The sequence below is a fragment of the Actinoplanes utahensis genome (assembly GCF_016862455.1).
Classification (GTDB): Bacteria; Actinomycetota; Actinomycetes; order Mycobacteriales; family Micromonosporaceae; genus Actinoplanes; species Actinoplanes utahensis.
On sequence record NZ_BOMZ01000045.1, the window covers coordinates 1 to 16,670 of the forward strand.

General features: G+C 71.8%; 14 protein-coding genes and 3 pseudogenes. 6 read left to right on the forward strand and 11 right to left on the reverse strand.

What is annotated here, in order from left to right:
* Positions 1–60: 60 nt before the first annotated feature.
* From Aut01nite_RS44610 to Aut01nite_RS17025, 4 genes and pseudogenes are all read left to right on the forward strand, one after another.
* Positions 61–314, forward strand: a pseudogene (locus tag Aut01nite_RS44610) (transposase); the annotation flags it as partial.
* A 118-nt stretch (positions 315–432) separates the two neighbouring features.
* A pseudogene (locus tag Aut01nite_RS45070) lies at positions 433–564 on the forward strand (IS701 family transposase); the annotation flags it as partial.
* Between the two features lie 632 nt (positions 565–1,196).
* Positions 1,197–2,132, forward strand: coding sequence for an SDR family NAD(P)-dependent oxidoreductase (locus tag Aut01nite_RS17020; protein ID WP_043527840.1), 936 nt, complete (start codon positions 1,197–1,199; stop codon positions 2,130–2,132).
* Between the two features lie 37 nt (positions 2,133–2,169).
* A complete protein-coding gene (locus Aut01nite_RS17025) occupies positions 2,170–2,568 on the forward strand; it encodes a PRC-barrel domain-containing protein (RefSeq protein ID WP_236642872.1) in 399 nt (132 codons plus the stop codon).
* Positions 2,569–2,606: 38 nt separating this feature from the next.
* Here Aut01nite_RS17025 and Aut01nite_RS17030 read toward each other — a convergent pair whose 3' ends face one another.
* The 6 genes from Aut01nite_RS17030 to Aut01nite_RS17055 form a co-directional block, all read right to left on the reverse strand.
* Positions 2,607–3,023 carry a cupin domain-containing protein gene (locus tag Aut01nite_RS17030; protein WP_043527891.1) on the reverse strand — a complete coding sequence of 139 codons (417 nt, stop codon included), beginning with the start codon at positions 3,021–3,023 and terminating at the stop codon, positions 2,607–2,609.
* A gap of 59 nt (positions 3,024–3,082) precedes the next feature.
* On the reverse strand, positions 3,083–3,904 hold the full coding sequence (locus tag Aut01nite_RS17035) for an ABC transporter ATP-binding protein (RefSeq protein WP_043527839.1): 822 nt from the start codon (positions 3,902–3,904) through the stop codon (positions 3,083–3,085).
* Positions 3,901–4,938, reverse strand: a complete 1,038-nt coding sequence (locus tag Aut01nite_RS17040) for a FecCD family ABC transporter permease (protein WP_043527837.1) — start codon at positions 4,936–4,938, stop codon at positions 3,901–3,903. The genes Aut01nite_RS17035 and Aut01nite_RS17040 overlap by 4 nt, the downstream gene beginning before the upstream one ends.
* Positions 4,935–5,978, reverse strand: a complete 1,044-nt coding sequence (locus tag Aut01nite_RS17045; RefSeq protein WP_043527835.1) for a FecCD family ABC transporter permease — start codon at positions 5,976–5,978, stop codon at positions 4,935–4,937. Before Aut01nite_RS17045 ends, Aut01nite_RS17040 begins: the two co-directional genes overlap by 4 nt.
* Positions 5,978–7,012, reverse strand: coding sequence for an iron-siderophore ABC transporter substrate-binding protein (locus Aut01nite_RS17050; protein ID WP_043527833.1), 1,035 nt, complete (start codon positions 7,010–7,012; stop codon positions 5,978–5,980). The genes Aut01nite_RS17045 and Aut01nite_RS17050 overlap by 1 nt, the downstream gene beginning before the upstream one ends.
* A 401-nt stretch (positions 7,013–7,413) precedes the next feature.
* Positions 7,414–7,890, reverse strand: coding sequence for a hypothetical protein (locus Aut01nite_RS17055; protein WP_052164045.1), 477 nt, complete (start codon positions 7,888–7,890; stop codon positions 7,414–7,416).
* 147 nt (positions 7,891–8,037) lie between these two features.
* On the opposite strand from Aut01nite_RS17055, the pseudogene Aut01nite_RS17060 reads away from it, so the two are divergent.
* Positions 8,038–8,364 (forward strand): annotated as a pseudogene (locus Aut01nite_RS17060) (GTP-binding protein); the annotation flags it as partial.
* 85 nt (positions 8,365–8,449) lie between these two features.
* Here Aut01nite_RS17060 and Aut01nite_RS17065 read toward each other — a convergent pair.
* From Aut01nite_RS17065 to Aut01nite_RS17085, 5 genes are all read right to left on the reverse strand, one after another.
* On the reverse strand, positions 8,450–9,109 hold the full coding sequence (locus Aut01nite_RS17065) for an ABC transporter ATP-binding protein (protein WP_083999371.1): 660 nt from the start codon (positions 9,107–9,109) through the stop codon (positions 8,450–8,452).
* Positions 9,110–9,111: 2 nt separating this feature from the next.
* The gene (locus Aut01nite_RS17070) at positions 9,112–11,895 is read right to left on the reverse strand and encodes an FtsX-like permease family protein (RefSeq protein ID WP_152628861.1); all 2,784 of its coding nucleotides are present in this window, start codon (positions 11,893–11,895) and stop codon (positions 9,112–9,114) included.
* Positions 11,896–11,921: 26 nt separating this feature from the next.
* A complete protein-coding gene (locus Aut01nite_RS17075) occupies positions 11,922–12,191 on the reverse strand; it encodes a DUF2277 domain-containing protein (protein WP_043527828.1) in 270 nt (89 codons plus the stop codon).
* Between the two features lie 45 nt (positions 12,192–12,236).
* Positions 12,237–13,682, reverse strand: coding sequence for a DUF6114 domain-containing protein (locus Aut01nite_RS17080; protein ID WP_043527826.1), 1,446 nt, complete (start codon positions 13,680–13,682; stop codon positions 12,237–12,239).
* A 70-nt stretch (positions 13,683–13,752) separates the two neighbouring features.
* Entirely contained in the window at positions 13,753–14,379 is a 627-nt protein-coding gene (locus Aut01nite_RS17085) for a DUF6230 family protein (protein WP_043527824.1), read from the reverse strand.
* Positions 14,380–14,718: 339 nt separating this feature from the next.
* Here Aut01nite_RS17085 and Aut01nite_RS17090 point away from each other — a divergent pair, with 339 nt between their 5' ends.
* Complete coding sequence (locus Aut01nite_RS17090; protein WP_043527822.1) at positions 14,719–16,650, forward strand: ATP-binding protein; 1,932 nt, start codon at positions 14,719–14,721, stop codon at positions 16,648–16,650.
* The last annotated feature ends 20 nt before the right edge of the window (positions 16,651–16,670 follow it).

Genomic DNA, 16,670 nt, shown 5'->3' on the forward strand with positions numbered 1-16,670 from the left:
AGTTGACGCTCCGGCACGCTGAGGTCCGCGGAGCCGTGTCCGCGTCTATCGACGTTCGTTGTGGCGGTCGTGACGGACAGGGCGGAAACGATCGATGTGTTGGCGGGGTTCCGTGAGCAGCTCTACCGATGCATGACCCGGCGGGCGGACGCCTTGTTCGAGCTGACCGAAGCGCTGTTGTGCACCGACGGGCCGGTCAGACACTGGTCGGGTTGTCGCTGGCGCCGGAGCACCGGCGGGGCCACGGCGCCATGTACGACGCGCTCAACGCCGGGCGCATCGACGCCGAATCGCTGCGCCGGCGCCTGGCTGGATAATCTCGATGAGTCGGCCTCGTTGTCTGGGCGAGACCCGAAGCATCGGACATCTCAGACATGAGTGCTCATGCTGGCAAGGCGTCCCGGCCGCCACCGAACGCAACCGGCAGCTGGAAACCGAGAACCGATCCGGCCGGCCCGCAGCATCGCCTACCGTTTGCGCTGGTCGAACTGGCGACGACGCCATCAAGCGCGAGCCAGACGAGCCCACTACGCCCGCCGTCTCAACCTCGAGCTCCAGCCATGATCACGAATGGCGGCTGCCGTACTCGGTCGGATTCCGGTCCCTCAGAAGAGCTACCTGCCGCTGGTCGGAGGCTGTTTCCGGTCCCGTTTTCCTACGCCGCCGAACCCGTGAACTGCTTGAAGAACAATCGCGTTTGCGGGCGGGGGTGTCATGACCTCCCCGGAGGCCGTCGGTCCGGTGTCCATCGAGATCATCGCTGAGGCGCGGGCGCTCGCGCAGTCGATGCGCGCCGAGGTGGGCCGGCTATCGGTTCGACGGCGACGCGAAGGTCCTCGTCGCGGTTGCGGCGCCTTATACGGCCTCGTCAAGGCGGAGCGGCATCACGTTCGACAAGTTGTACTCTCGGCGATCGGCCTTCGAGTCCTCTCTCCGGCCGACGCCCTCTACTGGCCGCAGAGCACGCGCGTTGGGTTACGTCGCCCCCCGCGCGCTGGGCGGCACGCACCGTAGTCACCCTTCATGACGCAGTGATCTCGTCCGCGGCGACGTCGGGGTGGAGCGGGAGGTTGAACGGCAAGCTGAGACAGCACTGACAACCAGCCGGGAAGAACCGGGCGCTGCGCCGGTGCGTGAGTGATCGTCGCGTCCGGGGGTAGGTGTTCGGTCTCGGATCGACGAGTTACGGGGGTCTCATGGGCAAGCGGCGAACGTTCCAGAACGCGGTGGTGCTGGTCACCGGCGCGTCCAGCGGGGTCGGGCGGGCGACGGCGCTCGCGTTCGCGGCCGACGGCGCCTACCTGGTCCTCGCCTCGCGCGGCGCCGAGGCGCTCGCCGAGGTGGCGGACGAGTGCCGGGCGCGGGGCGCGGAGGTTCTCGTCGTGCCCACCGACATCGGCGACCCGGCCGCCGTCGACCGGCTGGCCGCGGCCGCGGTGGAACGGTTCGGCCGGATCGACGTCTGGATCGAGGCGGCCGCCGTCGGCATCGCCGGACAGCTCGGCTCGGAATCGGTCGACGAGATCCGGCGCCTGATCGACACCAACGTGTTCGGCGTCGTGCTGTGCTGCCGGGCGGCCCTGACCCGGTTCCGCGAGCAGGGTCACGGCAGGCTGGTGCTCGTCGGTTCACTGCTGTCGCTGTTCCCGAACCCGCTGGTCCCGCTCTACTCGATGTCCAAGTTCGCGATCCGCGGCCTGGCCCTGAACCTCCGGCAGACCGTGGCCGGAAACCCCCGGATCCGGGTCGGCCTGGTCCTGCCCGGCCCGATCGACACCCCGTTCTTCCAGCGGGCCGCCAACCACACCGGCCGCCGCCTGCGGGCCATCCCACCGGCGTACGCCCCCGAGCGCGTCGCCGCGACGATCCTGCGCTGCGCCCGCCGCCCACGCCGGCAGACGACCGCCGGTGTGGTCTCCCACCTGGCCCTGATCGCGGAGCGCATCGCGCCCCGCGCCACCGAGGCCGCGGTCAGCTGGTGGAGCATGGCCCTGGTCACCGGCCCGCAACCGGACGAGGACCGCTCCGGCTCGCTCTTCTCCCCGCCGTCCTCCGGCGCGGTCAGCGGCGGCTACCGCCGCGGCTCGCTGCGCCGCCGCCTCGGCGACCGGCTCGGCACCGCGTCCCGATGACCACGGAGTCCCCCGGACTGATCGGTTCCGTGTCGTGGTGACCGGTTTCCGGAGCGGTGTGCTGGGCAAACCGGTTCCCATGTTCCCAGCGGAGAACCTGCGCGACTGGCGCGGCGAGAACGTCATCGACCCCGACGACGACAAGATCGGCGACCTGGAGGCCGTGTACGTCGACACCACGACCGACGAACCGGCTTTCGCCACCGTCCGGGTCGGGATGATCGGCCGTCACCGGCTCGTCTTCGTCCCCCTGGCCGGCGCGACGGTCACCCCGAAGGCGGTCCGGGTCCGTTACGAGAAGAAGCTGGTCGGCGCCGCTCCCAGCATCGACATGGACGGTGAGCTGGAGGCGGGCGCCGAGCCGGCCGTCTTCGCCCACTACGGCCTGCCCTACCAGCCAGGCCTCACCGGCGCCCGGCGCCTGGCCCGCCGCTGACGTCCACCGGGCCGGGCGGGTCGGGACGGGCGGGACCGTCAGATGCGGGCCGGCTCGGGGATCTCGATGTCGAGAAGCTCGACGCTCTCCTGTTCGTTCGGGTCGGTACGGGCCAGCACGATGATCGCCGGCGTGTCCGGACTGCGGTTCACCGGCACGTGGGGCACCCCGGCCGGAATGAACACGAAGTCGCCCGGCCCGGCCCGGTCCAGGTGGATCAGGCCGGGCCCGTGATGCACGTCGACTTCGCCGCTGACGATGAACGCCGCCGACTCGTGCCCGGCGTGCAGGTGCGGTTTCGCGGCGGTGGCCGGCGGTAGTTCCATCACGTGCAGGCAGAGCTGGGTCGAGCCGGCGGTCGTCCGGGAGATGCCGGCGAGGAACGTGTGCCCCTGCTTGCCCTCGTAACTGCCGGCCGACGAGGCGACGATGACGCAACGGTCGGATGTGGTCATGAACTCCCCCTCGAGAATCGCCATCAAACTACGACGCGGGCTCGCGATGTGGGGCCTGATCAGGGCAATCGCACCCGTTCGCCGGCGACATGGTGACGGCCGATCGGGAGCATCAGCGGTTTGCCGGAGACCGGGTCGGTGATGACCTGGCTGTCCAGGCCGAAGACCGCCCGTACACACTCCTCGGTCAGCACCTCGGCGGGCTCGCCCGCGGCGTGCAGGCTGCCGCCGGCCAGGGCGATCAGGTGGTCCGCGTAGCGGGCCGCCATGTTCAGGTCGTGCAGGACCATCACGATGGTGGTGCCGCGGTCCGCGTTCAGGTCGGTGAGCAGGTCCAGGACCTCGACCTGGTGGCTGACGTCGAGGAAGGTGGTCGGCTCGTCCAGCAGCAGTACCTCGGTCTGCTGGGCGAGCGCCATCGCGATCCACACCCGCTGCCGCTGGCCGCCGGACAGTTCGTCGACGGAGCGGTCGGCCAGGTCGGCGGTGTGGGTGGCGTCCAGGGCGGCGGCGACGGCCGCGTCGTCGTCGGCGCTCCACCGCGACAGCAGCCGCTGGTGCGGGTTGCGGCCGCGGCCGACCAGGTCGGCGACGGTGATGCCTTCGGGCGCGATGGGGGACTGGGGGAGCAGGCCGAGGGTGCGGGCGAGTTCCTTGGCGGGCATCCGGTGGACCTCACGGCCGTCCAGCAGGACGTTCCCGGCGCGGGGCGCGAGCAGCCGGGACATGGATCGCAGCAGGGTGGATTTGCCGCAGGCGTTGGCGCCGACGATCGCGGTGATCCGGCCGGGCGGCACGAGCAGGTCGAGGGAGTCGATGACGACACGGTCGGCGTATCCGACCGTCAGTCTCTCGACGGTCAGCGTGTGGTCGCTGGTCACAGGGAGCCTCCCGCGCGGTTGGTGCGGACGAGCAGAAAGATGAGGTACGGGGCGCCGAGCACCCCGGTGATGACCCCGACCGGGAAGCGGGTGTCGAAGGCGAACTGGCCGAGGAAGTCGGCGGCGAGCACGAGCAGCGCGCCGACCAGCGCGGACGGCACGAGCGGGGAGCCGCCGGGGCCGGTGAGGCGGACGGCGATCGGCCCGGCGAGGAACGCCACGAACGCGATCGGGCCGGTGGCCGAGGTGGCGAACGCGATCAGGCCGACGGCGGCGACGATCGAGAGGAGACGGGTACGTTCCAGCCTGGTCCCGAGCGCGGCCGCGGCGTCGTCGCCGAGCCCGAGCATGGTCAGGTTGCGGGCCTGCGCGAGCAGCACCGGGCCGAAGACCGCCAGTGCCAGCAGCACGGGCACGGTCTCGTCCCAGGTGGAGCCGTTGAGGCTGCCGTTGAGCCACCGGGTCGCGGCTTGCAGGTCCCACTGCCCGGCCTGGTTGAGCACGTACGAGGTGGCGCTGTTGAGCATGGCCGCCATGCCGATGCCGATCAGCACGAGCCGGGTGCCGGCCACCCCGTCCTTGAACGACAGCAGGTAGATGACGACGGCGACGCCGAGCGCGGCGACGATCGCGAACACCGACACCCCGGTCTCGCCGAGGTTCAGCACGATGATCCCGAACGCGGCGGCGGCGCTGGCGGCGGAGCTGATGCCGATGATGTCCGGGCTGGCGAGGGGGTTGCGCAGCATGGCCTGGAAGGTGACGCCGCCCATCCCGAAGCACAGGCCGGTGACCAGGGCGAGGACGGCCCGGGGCAGCCGGAGCTCGCCGACGGTGAAGGAGGCGCCGGGCACCGTCTCGCCGAGGATCACCGCGAGCACGTCGGCGGGCGGGTAGAAGGTCTGCCCGACCATCAGCGACACCGCGAACACGACGGCGACGGCGACGGCGAGCCCGGTCAGCACCGCCCGCCGCCGCCGGCCTCGCCGGATCCGGCCCCGGGTGACGGCTTCGAGAGTCGTCGTGGTGCTCACAGCTCGCGTACTTTCTGCCGGCGGACGATGGAGATGAAGAACGGGGCGCCGATCAGGGCGGTGATGATGCCGGCCTCGATCTCGTCGGGCCGGTTGACGACCCGGCCGACGACGTCGGCGGCGGTGAGCAGCGCGGCCCCGGCGAGCGTGACGAACGGCAGCAGCCACCGGTGGTCGAGGCCGACGAGCAGACGGCACATGTGCGGGACGATCAGGCCGACGAACGCGATCGGCCCGGCGACCGCGGTGGCCGCGCCGCACAGCACCACCGCGCCGAGCGCGGCGACGCCACGGACCAGGGCGACTCGTTCGCCGAGGCCGGCGGCGAGCTCGTCGCCGAGGGCCAGCGAGTTCAGCGCCCGGGCGCAGAGCAGGCACACGGCCAGCCCACCGGCCAGGAACGGCAGCACCTGGACGATGCTCTCCCAGCCGGCGCCGCCGACCCCGCCGACCTGCCAGGACTGGAAGTTCTCGGCGATGTCGCCGCGTGGCAGCACCACCGCCACCACCAGTGAGGCGAGCGCGGCCGACGTCGCCGCCCCGGCCAGGGCGATCTTCAGCGGGGTGGCGCCGCCCCGGCCCAGCGAACCGACACCGTAGACGAACAGGGTGGAGATCGCCGCGCCGGCGATGGCGACCCAGATGTACTGGGTGGCGGTGGACAGGCCGACGGTCACCATCGCGACGGCGATGGCGAGCATGGCGCCCATGTTGACGCCGAGGATGCCCGGGTCGGCGAGCGGGTTGCGGGTGACGCCCTGCATGACCGTGCCGGACAGCGCGAGCGCGGCGCCGACCAGGACGGCGAGGACCGTACGCGGAAGGCGTTTGATCACCGCCGCCTGGTCGAGGGTCTCGTCGGCGCCGCCGAGGGCCGCGGTGATGTCGGCCCAGCCGACCACCCGGGAGCCGAAGGCGACCGATGCCAGCATGACCAGGGCCAGCACGGCGAGCACGGCCAGCAGCCAGGCCAGGCGCACCCGGGCCGGGCGCCGCAGGGAAGCGACGTCCGGCCCGGACGGGGTTGGACGTGGTGTCATCAGAGCTTGTCGGCAGCCTTGCCGAGCAGGTCCACGTAGTCCTTGAGGACGAACGACACCGCGAGCGGGGTCGGGTTCGCGGCGGTGGCCACCGGGGTGCTGCCGGGCAGCGCCACGAACGAGCCGCGGGCGATCGCCGGGATCTTCGACAGCAGCGGGTCCTTCTGCAGGGTCGCCAGGGTGGTGCCCTTCTCGTCGCCGTAGGTGACGATGATGTCGACGTCGCTGAGGTTCTGCACCTGCTCGGCGCTCTGGGTGAGGCTGAACTCACTGGTGGCGGCGGACGCCTTCTCGATGCTGGCCGGGTGCTTCATGCCGAGGTCGGTGAAGAACTGGGCGCGGGTGTCGTGCGTGGTGTAGAAGCTGACCTTGCTCAGGTCGGTGGGGTCGATGTGGGTCAGGAACATCACCGACTTGCCGGCCAGCTTGGGGTAGCGGGCGGCCTCGTCCTTCATCTGCTTCTCGATGGTGGCGATCAGCTTGTCGCCCTCGCCGGCCAGGCCGAGCGCCTTGCTCTCGATCTTGATGCTGTCCCGCCACGAGGTGGACCAGGCCGTCTTCGGGTACGCGACGACCGGCGCGATCTTGCTCAGGGTGTCGTAGTCCTGCTGGGTCAGCCCGGAGTAGGCGGCCAGGATGACGTCCGGCTTGGTGTTGGCGACACCCTCGAAGTCGATGCCGTCGGTCTCGTCGAACAGCACCGGGGTCTTGGCGCCGAGCTCCTTGAGCTTCGCGGCGTCCCACGGCAGCAGGCCGTCGCCGTCGGTGTCGCCGAAGTTGGCCTTGGCGTAGCCGACCGGGACGACGCCGAGGGCCAGCGGCACCTCGTGGTTGGCCCAGTTGACGGTGGCGACCCGCTCCGGCTTCTTCGCGATGGTGGTCGTGCCGAACGCGTGGGTGATGGTGACCGGGAACGACTCGGTGGCGCTCGACGCGGCCGGGGCGGCCGCCTCATCGGAGGACTCACCGCAGGCGCTGAGGGCCAGGGCGGTGGTGAGGGCGACGATTCCGGCGAGGAATCGGGATGCACGCATGGCGGGGGGACTCCACTTCGTCACAGGTAAGGCTTGCCTAAGCTAACACTGTGACGAAGTGCCGTCATGATCGCCCCCGCAGGCGTGACCTGCGTAACCAGGTGCGCTCCGCGTGCTCCGGGGCGGCGGCGGTGAACAACGATCGGGCCGGACCGGATGGGGTACGGCCCCGGCTGTTCAGGAAGCCGGGGCCGTTCCGCCTGTGGCGTTCGGCGCGAGCAGCGGCTGAGCTCCAACGCGATCGGAAAGCCGGGACCGCCGGGGGCCGTGCGATCGCCGTCTCGCTCGCGGGGGTTGCCGCGGGTCTGGCTCTCGCTGGTCAGGCATACGACCTCAGGGTCTTCCGGGGCGACGGCGGTCCGCCGGCCGGGCGGCCGCCCGCACGGGTCCCCGTCGTACGGTCACGTGCCGGCGCGGCCCGCCTCGATGCGGACACCGGCCTTGAGCACCCGGACCCGGCCGCGCCGCGCGAACCCGGTGGTCGCCGGACCGCGACCGGATCCGGTGGTGCGGGTGCCCGGGGTGGTGCGGTTGACCGTGCGCCGCAACGTCGGGTGCCGGGTCTCCCAGGCCTCCCGGACCCGCGACGGCAGATGCAGGTCCCGCCACACCCGGCGCAGCATCTCCGGGTTGATCAGGTCCTCCACCTCGCCGCAACCCGCGGCCTCGCACAGCACCTGCTCGTAGGCGTGCCGCAGTTGGACGGGGTCGTCGAGGTCGTACCGCCGGCGGCTGGCGTGCCCGCACGCCATGTGATGCGGCACCTCGAGGAAACCGAGGCTGCTGCCGTGCAGGTCCTCGATCCGGTCAGGGACGGCTGGGGCCCGGTTCGCGGCGCTGCGGTTCTTGCGGCCGTCTCGGGCGGGGACGAACGACATGCCCATCAGGCTAAGCACACCGGGGCCTACTTCCCCCGATGTCGCGGCTACCAGTGACGAGGGTCCGCCGGAGTGCTACATGGGGCGGCGGAAATCGGTGGCGGTCCGCGGACCGGCCGTGCCAGGGTGGGGAACGGCAATGACCAGCTGTCCCGGCCCGGCAGCGTCGACGACGGCACCACCCGCACCGACTCGATGGAGCTCGAGCGGCGGCGCAGCATCACCATCCGTGCGGCCGTCACCTCGATCAGCCTCGGCGATCCGACCGTCGACCCGCTCGACACCCCGGGCCATCCGGACTTCATCGCCGAGGTCGAGCGGTCCCTCGCCGTCCTCGACGCGGCCGTCCTGGTCGTCTCCGCCGTCGAGGGCGTGCAACCGCAGACCGTCGCCATCTGGCGGGCGCTGCGCCGCATCGGCGTGCCCACGATGTTCTTCGTGAACAAGGTGGACCGCCGCGGCCCCGACCCCGGCGACCGGGCGGAGTGGTTCCGGGCCGTGCCCCGCTGAGGGACCCGACGGTGTGATGGAGTCCGGGCGCGCATGAGAAACCGGCTCGTCAGACGAGGACACCGTCGCGCAGGCGCAGGCTGCCGTCGCAGCGTTCGGCCAGGCCGGGATCGTGGGTGGCGACGACGACCGTGGCGCCGCGGTCGTCGCGCAGCGACAGCAGCAGGTCGACGATCGACTCCCCGGTCCGCGAGTCCAGGTTCCCGGTCGGCTCGTCGGCCAGCAGCAGCGGCGGGTCGTTGACCAGCGCCCGGGCGATCGCGACCCGCTGCTGCTGGCCGCCGGACAGCTGCGACGGCAGCGCACCGGCCCGGTCCTTCAGCCCGACCAGATCGAGCAGTTCCAGGGCGCGCTGCCGCTTGTCGAAGGCGGTACGGAACGGCAGCACCGGCGCGATCACGTTGTCCAGCGCGGTCAGCGCCGGCAGCAGATGGAACCGCTGGAACACGAACCCGACCGTCCGGCGGTACGCGGCCAGCTCCTTGCCGGACAGGCCGCCGATCTCCCGCCCGCCGACCACGATGGAGCCGGCGTCGAGGCGTTCGATCGCGCCGATCAGGTGCAGCAGTGTCGACTTGCCGGAGCCGCTCGGGCCGGTGAGCGCGACGGACGTACCCCGCTCGATCTCGGCGCCGACCCCGGCGACCGCGACCAGTTCGCCTCCGCCGGCGACCGGGAAGGCTTTTCTCGCGTCGGTGATCCGGATCATCGTCACTCCTGGGCCAGCAGTTGGGCGGTGGGCAGGTTGCGCAGCATCACGATCGGCACGATCACCGCGAGCACGGCCACGGCGATCCCGGCGGCGAGGGCGGCGCCGGCGCACCACCACAGCGCGGCGGTGATCCCGCCGGCGAACAGCGACGCCCCGGCCAGGCCCAGTCCCGCCCCGGCGAGACCGCCGAGCACCCCCATGCCGGCGGCCTCGGTGCCGACCAGTCGGTACAGCACGCGGTCCGGCCAGCCCACCGCGGTGAACAGGGCCAGCTGGGCGGCGCGTTCGGCGATGTCGAGGTAGAGCACGTCGGCGACCGACACCACACCGAGCACGACGGTGACCGCCACGGCCAGGTAGTCGACGGTCCGGGCCTGCAGCGTGACCGCCTCGCCGAGCAGGGTGCCGGTGACCGTGCCGCGGAACGCGAACGTGACGGCGAGCAGCATGGTCAGCGCCGCCACCCCGATCATCAGACCGGCCGCGCCGAGCAGGGCGCGGCCGGGGGTGCGTGCCAGGTTGGCCAGGGCCAGGCCGGTCACCCGGCGCGGGGCGGGCAGGCGGACGGCCTGCCGGGAGACGGCGGGCCGCACGGTCGCCGCCGGGTCCGGGCGGGCGGCGCGCCACGCCGGCCCGCCTCCGGCGATCAGGGCGAGCGCCACCGCGGTGGGGATGGTCAGCAGCAGGTGGGCGCCGCTCAGCGTCAGGTCGAAGAGCCAGGCCAGAGGTACGGCCACCAGCGTGCCGGCGATCCCCGCGGCCAGGCCGATCGCCGCCGTCTCCCCGGCCAGCAGCGCCAGCAGATGCCGTCGCTGCCACCCGACGCAGGCGAGGATGCCGAGCTCGGTGCGCCGGGACCGGACCGCCGCCCGGCTGGCGTTCAGCACGGCGACCGCGCAGACGATGAGGACCAGCCCGGACAGCAGCACGCTCTTGCGGTCGGCGGCCTGCACCAGCACCGCCGCGACGCCCTTCTTCACCCACGGCTCGCCGACGACCAGTTCGGGCCGGCCGAACTTGCCCGCCGGGTACCGCACCGGCACCGCGGTCGGCGACGAGCCGAGGGTGATGTCCACCTGAAGCCCGGTGGCCGCGGCGATCCGTTCGGCGATCACCCGGACCCGTTCGCGGGAGAGCGCGTCGATCCCGACCGTTCCGTCGAGGCGTACCCGCAGCATGCTGATCGGCGCGGCCCGGTTCAGGTCCAGCTCCGGATAGGGCGGGTCGGTCCGGAACACACCCGGCGTGAAGACCTTCGCGGCGGCGTCCATGCTGGTCAGCATCAGCGGTGGCTGGCTGAGCAGCCCGGTCACGTTCGCGTTGGGTTCCAGCGTCCGGCCGCCGAGCGCGGCCCGGGACGCCTCGTCGAAGCCCGCGGCGCCCGGCTGGTGGTAGGTGTCCATCGGCACCGCCGACAGCGCGCTGCCCAGGTTCACCCGGTCCGGGTCGAAGGTGCCGACCGCCTTCAGGGTCACGTCGTTGTTCATCGCGACGTGACTGCTGATGTCGTCGCGGACCGACGTGTCGGCGAACTCCATCGGCACCAGGTTGCCGAGACCGGTCTGGTCGCCGTACCCCCAGACGGTCCGGTCGTAGGTGACCGCCTCGGCCCGCCGCCCGTCGCCGTCGGCCACCGCGTCCACCGGCCCGACCGTCCAGAACCGGTCCAGCCGGGACGTCTCGGCCCACCCGCCGGCCGTGTCGTCGGCGCCCGGATGCCGTAGCCGGTCCACCAGGTCCCGGTACGGCACCTCGACCTGCACCGTCTGCCGCCGGGCCGGGTCGCCGGACCGCTTCTCCAGGCGTTCGCGCAGCGCGCGGTCGTCGTCGGCGGTCCGGCGCAGCATCTGCACCGCGGTCGCGTCCATCCGCTGGACGTCGAGCTCCAGCGTCACGTCGGTCCGGGCCCGGCCGGCGACCAGGATCGGCAGTTCCGACGGGTCCCCGGGTGTCCCGGCCGGCAGATAGTCGCCCTCGTCGACCGCCTCGTCCAGCCCGGCGAGCGCGGCCTCCGCCGCCGGATCGACCGCGGCGAACAGGAACGGCACCGACCACGGCACCGTCACCACCGGCCGGCGCGGGCGGCCGGAGCCGTCTTTCGATCCCGGACCGCCGGTGCAGGTGATCGACGACCGCGACCGCAGGTCCGTCGGGTCCAGCAGCTCGGCCTGGGTGAGCATCGGGACACCGGGACAGATGTACGCCCGGCGTCCCGCCGCGTCGACCTCCTGCGGGCGCAGGTCCTTGCCGGCGCTGCCGGGCTGGTCGTCGCGCGGGGTGTCGATCCGGTTGCGGGTGGCGTACAGGTACTGCCCGGCGTCCGGGATCCTGGTCAGCCCCGCGTCGGACACCCAGGTGGGCCGCACCCGCAGCATCTGGCGCTCGGTCGCCGGATCGAGCAGGTCGCCCAGGTCGACGGCGACCGGGACGGTCCGCCGCACGTAACCGATCATGGCGACCGGCGCGGCCACCGACACGTCCGGCATCGCCTGGACCCGGCGCCACTGGTCCACGGTGATCCCGCCGCGCATGCCCGCCAGCTGACCCGACTGCACCAGCCCGTGCTGCTGCTCCAGCGGCAGCACCGAGCCCTTCGGGCGGATCAGGATGTCGTACGCGGGCCGGAAGTTCGCCTCGACCGTGCCGACCGCGTCCAGCCGCGACGTGACGGCGGCCCCGGTCAGCAGGGTGAACCCGGACACCGCCACCGCGATCATCGCCAGCAGGGCCAAGGACCGCCGGGCCCGCGCGCGCCACTGCGCCACCGCCATCCGCCACATCATTCAGCGGAGTCTATGGCCAGACTCGGTCAGGAGGCGTACCGCTTCTCGGCGCGGGCCCGTGCTTTGGCCGCCTCCACCTCCCGGTCGCGCGGCGGCGCGGTGGTGACCAGGTTCGCCAGAAGCTCCTCGGTGGCGGCCGCGACCGCCGCGACCGCCTGGTCGAAGGCGGCCTGGTTGGCCTGGGACGGCCGGGTGCTGCCGGCGATCTTCCGCACGTACTGCAGGGCGGCGGCCTGGATCTCGTCCACCGTCGCCGGCGGCTCGAAGTTGTGCAGCTGATGAATGCTCCGGCACACGGTGATCTCCTCACGGAAGGGTTCTCACCAGGTTAGTGCGGGGGCTCAGCCGTTCTTCTCGACGATGTCGATCGGCTCGGCGGTGAGGACGTTCGACTTCACGTACGCCAGGTCGAGGGTGACGTCGGTGAACCAGAGGATCGGCAGGGTCAGCGGCGGCGGCTGCTCGGGCGTGAACGTCACCGGGATCAGGCCGAACAGCTTGCCCTTGAAGCTGGGGCTGTAGAACTCCACGTCGCCGTCGAGGATCAGCTCGCCGCTCTCGATCACCGTGACCGCGCTGCCCGGCTCGTCGATGGTGAGGCTGAACGGCGTGTTCACCACCTTGTCCATGGTGAACTTCAGCGACCGGATCGGCCCGTTGCCGGTCGGCACCTCGGCCACCCCGTCGTACGACGAGTTGTACATGGTCACCGAGGCCGCCTTGACCACCCCGGGTTTCGCACCGGCGAGCGGGATCCCGCCGTCCTCGGCGACCTTGCCCATCTGTCGCGCGCCGAGGCAGGCGATCTCCTCGGCCTTCGCGCTGGGTGTGGTGCTGGGCGTGGTGCTGGGTCTCGTACCGGGCGTGGCGCCGGGCGTCGTGCCCGGCTTCGGCCCGGGGGCGGTGGGGGTGGGGGACGCGGCCGCCGAGGGCGAGGCCGACCCGGGTTCGGTCACCTCCTCCTTCTTCTCACCGGTGAAGAACTCGCCGACGCCCTGCCAGAAGTCGTTGACGCCGTCCACGAACGGGTTCCCGGTGCCGGAGCCGGTCGGCGACGGGGTCGCGCCGGCCGTCGGCGCGGCGGACGTGCCGGTCGACCGGGGCGTGCCCACCGGCGGGGTGGCGGTCCCCGTCGCCGTCGCCGTCGGTCTCGGCTTCGCGGACGTGCGGCTCGGGCTGGGCGAGACGGACGCCGTGCGGGACGGCAGACCCTCCGGGCACTCCAGGGCGGCTTCGGCCGGTGGATTCCCGGCGACGGTCACGGTGGCCGCCAGCAGCAGCGGCGCCACGATCAGCAGGGCCCGGCGGTGCAGTTTGCGCACCGGCTCGGTGATCGGCGCGGTCACCGGGTCGATCTCCTGTGTCGGCCGGTCCTCCGCCTCCTCAGCTTCCTCCCGAGAGGGTGACGGCGGGGGCGAGGGCGGGGGCGGCTCGGGCGGGCCCCAGGCGATCACGAGAGCCCCGCCGAGGATGCCGAGCATCATGCCGGCGATCCAGCCGCCCAGGTTCAGGCCGATGAACGAGTACAGCGCGGTGATGATCCCGATGACGCCGTAGAACAGCCGCTGGGCCGGCGAGAACCAGGTGAGCAGGCCGGCGGCGATCATCATGACCGGCAGCAGGTACGAGTAGAAGCCCTGCGGCCCGATGTGGATCTGGATGTTGTCCAGCTCCATGTTCGCGCTGAGGAACATCTCCAGCCCGGACAGCACCAGGAAGAGGCCACCCCAGAACGGCCGGACGTGCCGCCACCGCCGGAACCTGCCTCGGATGTTCTCCGTCGCCACGCCTGGCCCTCCAGTCACTTCAGTGGAGACGGGCTCGCGGGATGCCGCCCCGCGAGCCCGGTCGAACCGTTCAGTAGCACTCGTGGTCGCCGCTGAGGTGCAGCTTCAGACTCATGCCGCTGAGGACGAACGTGGAGGCGGAGGTGTAGTACGCCTCCTGGCGCAGGTCCTTGATGGTGACCTTGCGGGCCTGCTGGCCGAACGCCAGCGGGTCGCCGTGGGTGTCCGCGCCGTCCCGGTCGAGCGTGGCGGCGTCCAGGCCGATCTGGATGTCCTCGAAGGTGGCGTTGCCCCCGAGGGTCGACATGCCGATCAGCAGGTTCTCGGCGTGCACCGGGTTCTTCTGGTCCTTGCCCGCCTCGATACGCAGGGTGACCGGGCCGACGGCGACCGACTGGCAGAGGTTCCACAGGTCGGCGTTGTTGATGCCGGACATGGCCGCGGTGATCTCGCCGTCCGGGTGATTCTTCTTGTCGTTGGTCGGCAGTTCCCCGGTGTACTGGGTGAAGCCGTTACCCACCAGCGTGTCGGCGGACAGCTTGAACTGTTTGCCCGAGACGGTGAAGTTCGCTGCCAGGGCGCCCTCGGCGAGGGCGAGGACCAGCCCGCCGGCGACCACGGTCGGCACGCCCACCGCCACGGCGAACCGGCGCCAGTTGGTGCGCCCGTAAGCCGGAGCGCTTTGCGCATCCTCCACGGAACCTCCTCGATCGTTGGACCGGCGACATGGCGTAGCGATGCTCGTCGATGGTCGCGGTCGGTAATGTGCCGGAAATGTTGCCGCTCCGCGGCTCCGACTACAAGAGCGGGCTTTACTCGTCAGTAACCAGGATCACTGAGATCACCGTGACGGACCGTGACCTTTGCCACTCTTCTGTCCGAAATTTCCGACATTAGGATCGAGCCTGGGCAGTTACCCGTTACCGGCGGTACGCAAGGGTGCAATTATCACGGCTCGGTAACGAATCTAATCGCTTAGGAACCGGCGTGCCCCTGCCGAACGGAGAGGCATGACCGTCCACGAGGGCCGACGCCGATGAGAGTGCAGCGTCGCCTGAACGTGGGGTTCTCCGCCCTGTTCGTCCTCTTCGTGATGCTCCTGCTGGTCCAGTTCGGCGCCGGTTCCCGGCTGCGTGCCGAACACGACCGCTGGGCCGCCCGCGCCGCCCGCGCCGAACTCGCCAACGAACGGGTCATGCAGGGCATGACCGACGCCGAGACCGGCATCCGCGGATTCCTGCTCACCGGCGACACGGCCTTTCTCGAGCCGTACCGGACCGCCTGGGCCACCGTCGCCGCCGCCCTCGACGAGGTCGCCGCCAGCACCGACGACCCGGCCGCCGAGAAGCTCCTCGCCGACCAGCGGGCGGCGATCCACCGCTGGCTCGACCGCTACGCCGTCCCGATCGCCGCGGACCAGCGGCCCGCCGCCAACCCCCTGCGCGACGCCGAGGGCAAACAGCTGTTCGACGACCTCCGGCGAGTCAACGACGCCCTCTCGACCGCCCTCGTGGCCGAGCAGCGGGCCATGCTCGACACGGTGGCCGGCGAGCGCCGCGCCCTCGACATCGCCGCCGCCCTTCTGGTCACGGCGATCCTGGCGGTCGGATACATCGTCGCCCGTACCGGGCGGCGGAAACTCCTGGCTCCGCTGGAGCAACTCGGCACGACCATCCGCCGGCTCGCCGGCGGCGACCGCACGGCCCGCGCCGAACCGGTCGAGGCGGCCGAACTGAGCACCGTCGTGGACGCCCTCAACGACCTCGCCGCCCAGACCGAGATGCTGCTCGCCGCCGAACAGGCCCGCACCACCCGGGCCGGGCTGCGGCAGGCCGTCGCCGCCGCCATGCAGGACCTCAGCGGCCCCGCCGGCGCCGGCCGGCGGATCGCGGCGCTCATCGGCGAGGCCGTCGGCGCCACCGCCGTGCACATCGAGACCGTCGTCCCCGGCGCCGGACCGGTCCGCGTGCACTGGCCGGACGCCGCCCCCGGGCTGCCCGCGGACCTGCTCACCGACCTGCTCGCCGGCGACCCCGGCCGCCCCCGGATCCTCGACGGCGGCGCCATCACCCTGGCGGTCTGCGCCGACTCCGACTGCGGACCCGGATATCTGTACGTCAGCCGCCCCGGCTCCGCCGACTGGACGGACGCCGAACAGCGCCTGCTCACCGGCGTCGCTCAGGAGATCGAACGGGCCCTGCGCCAGCACAGCCTGCAGAGCCACCAGTCCCGGCTGATCACCGAGCTGCGGATGCTCGACGAACGCAAGGACACCTTCATCCAGACCGTCACGCACGAGTTGCGCACGCCGCTGACCAGCATCCTCGGCTACACCGAGATGATCACCGACGAGGATGCCGGCGAGGGCCTCAACCCGATCCAGAAACGCGCCCTGAACGCCATCCTGCGCAACGCCCACCGCCTCCAGGACACCATCGGCGATCTGGTCCTGCTCGACCGGCCCGACAACGGCGCCGCCGTCCACGCCGAGACCCTGGATCTGGCCGCTCTCGCCGCGACCGTGCGTCACGACCTGAGCAACGCCGCCCGCGCCAAGGATCTGGACGTCACCTTCGACGCCGACGAGGGCTGGGTCCACGGCGACCGCACCCAGTTGCAGCGCGCCCTGCGCAAACTGATGGACAACGCCATCAAGTTCACCCCGCCCGGCGGCTCGGTCGTCTGCCGGATGACCGCCGACCCCCGCGCCGTCACGGTGTCCGTGACCGACACCGGCATCGGCATCCCCGCCGAGGACGTCGCCGGCCTGTTCACCCCCTTCCACCGGGCCGGCAACGCCATGGACCAGGCCGTCCAGGGTCCCGGCCTGGGCCTGGCCATCGTCCGCGACATCGTCCGCGACCACGGCGGAACGATCGCCGTGCAGTCCGTCGTCGGCCGCGGCAGCACCTTCACCCTGACCCTGCCGGCCGTCCCCGTCCCCGCCCGATCGCCCGCCCCCGTCTGACCGTCGATCGTTATCGGAAC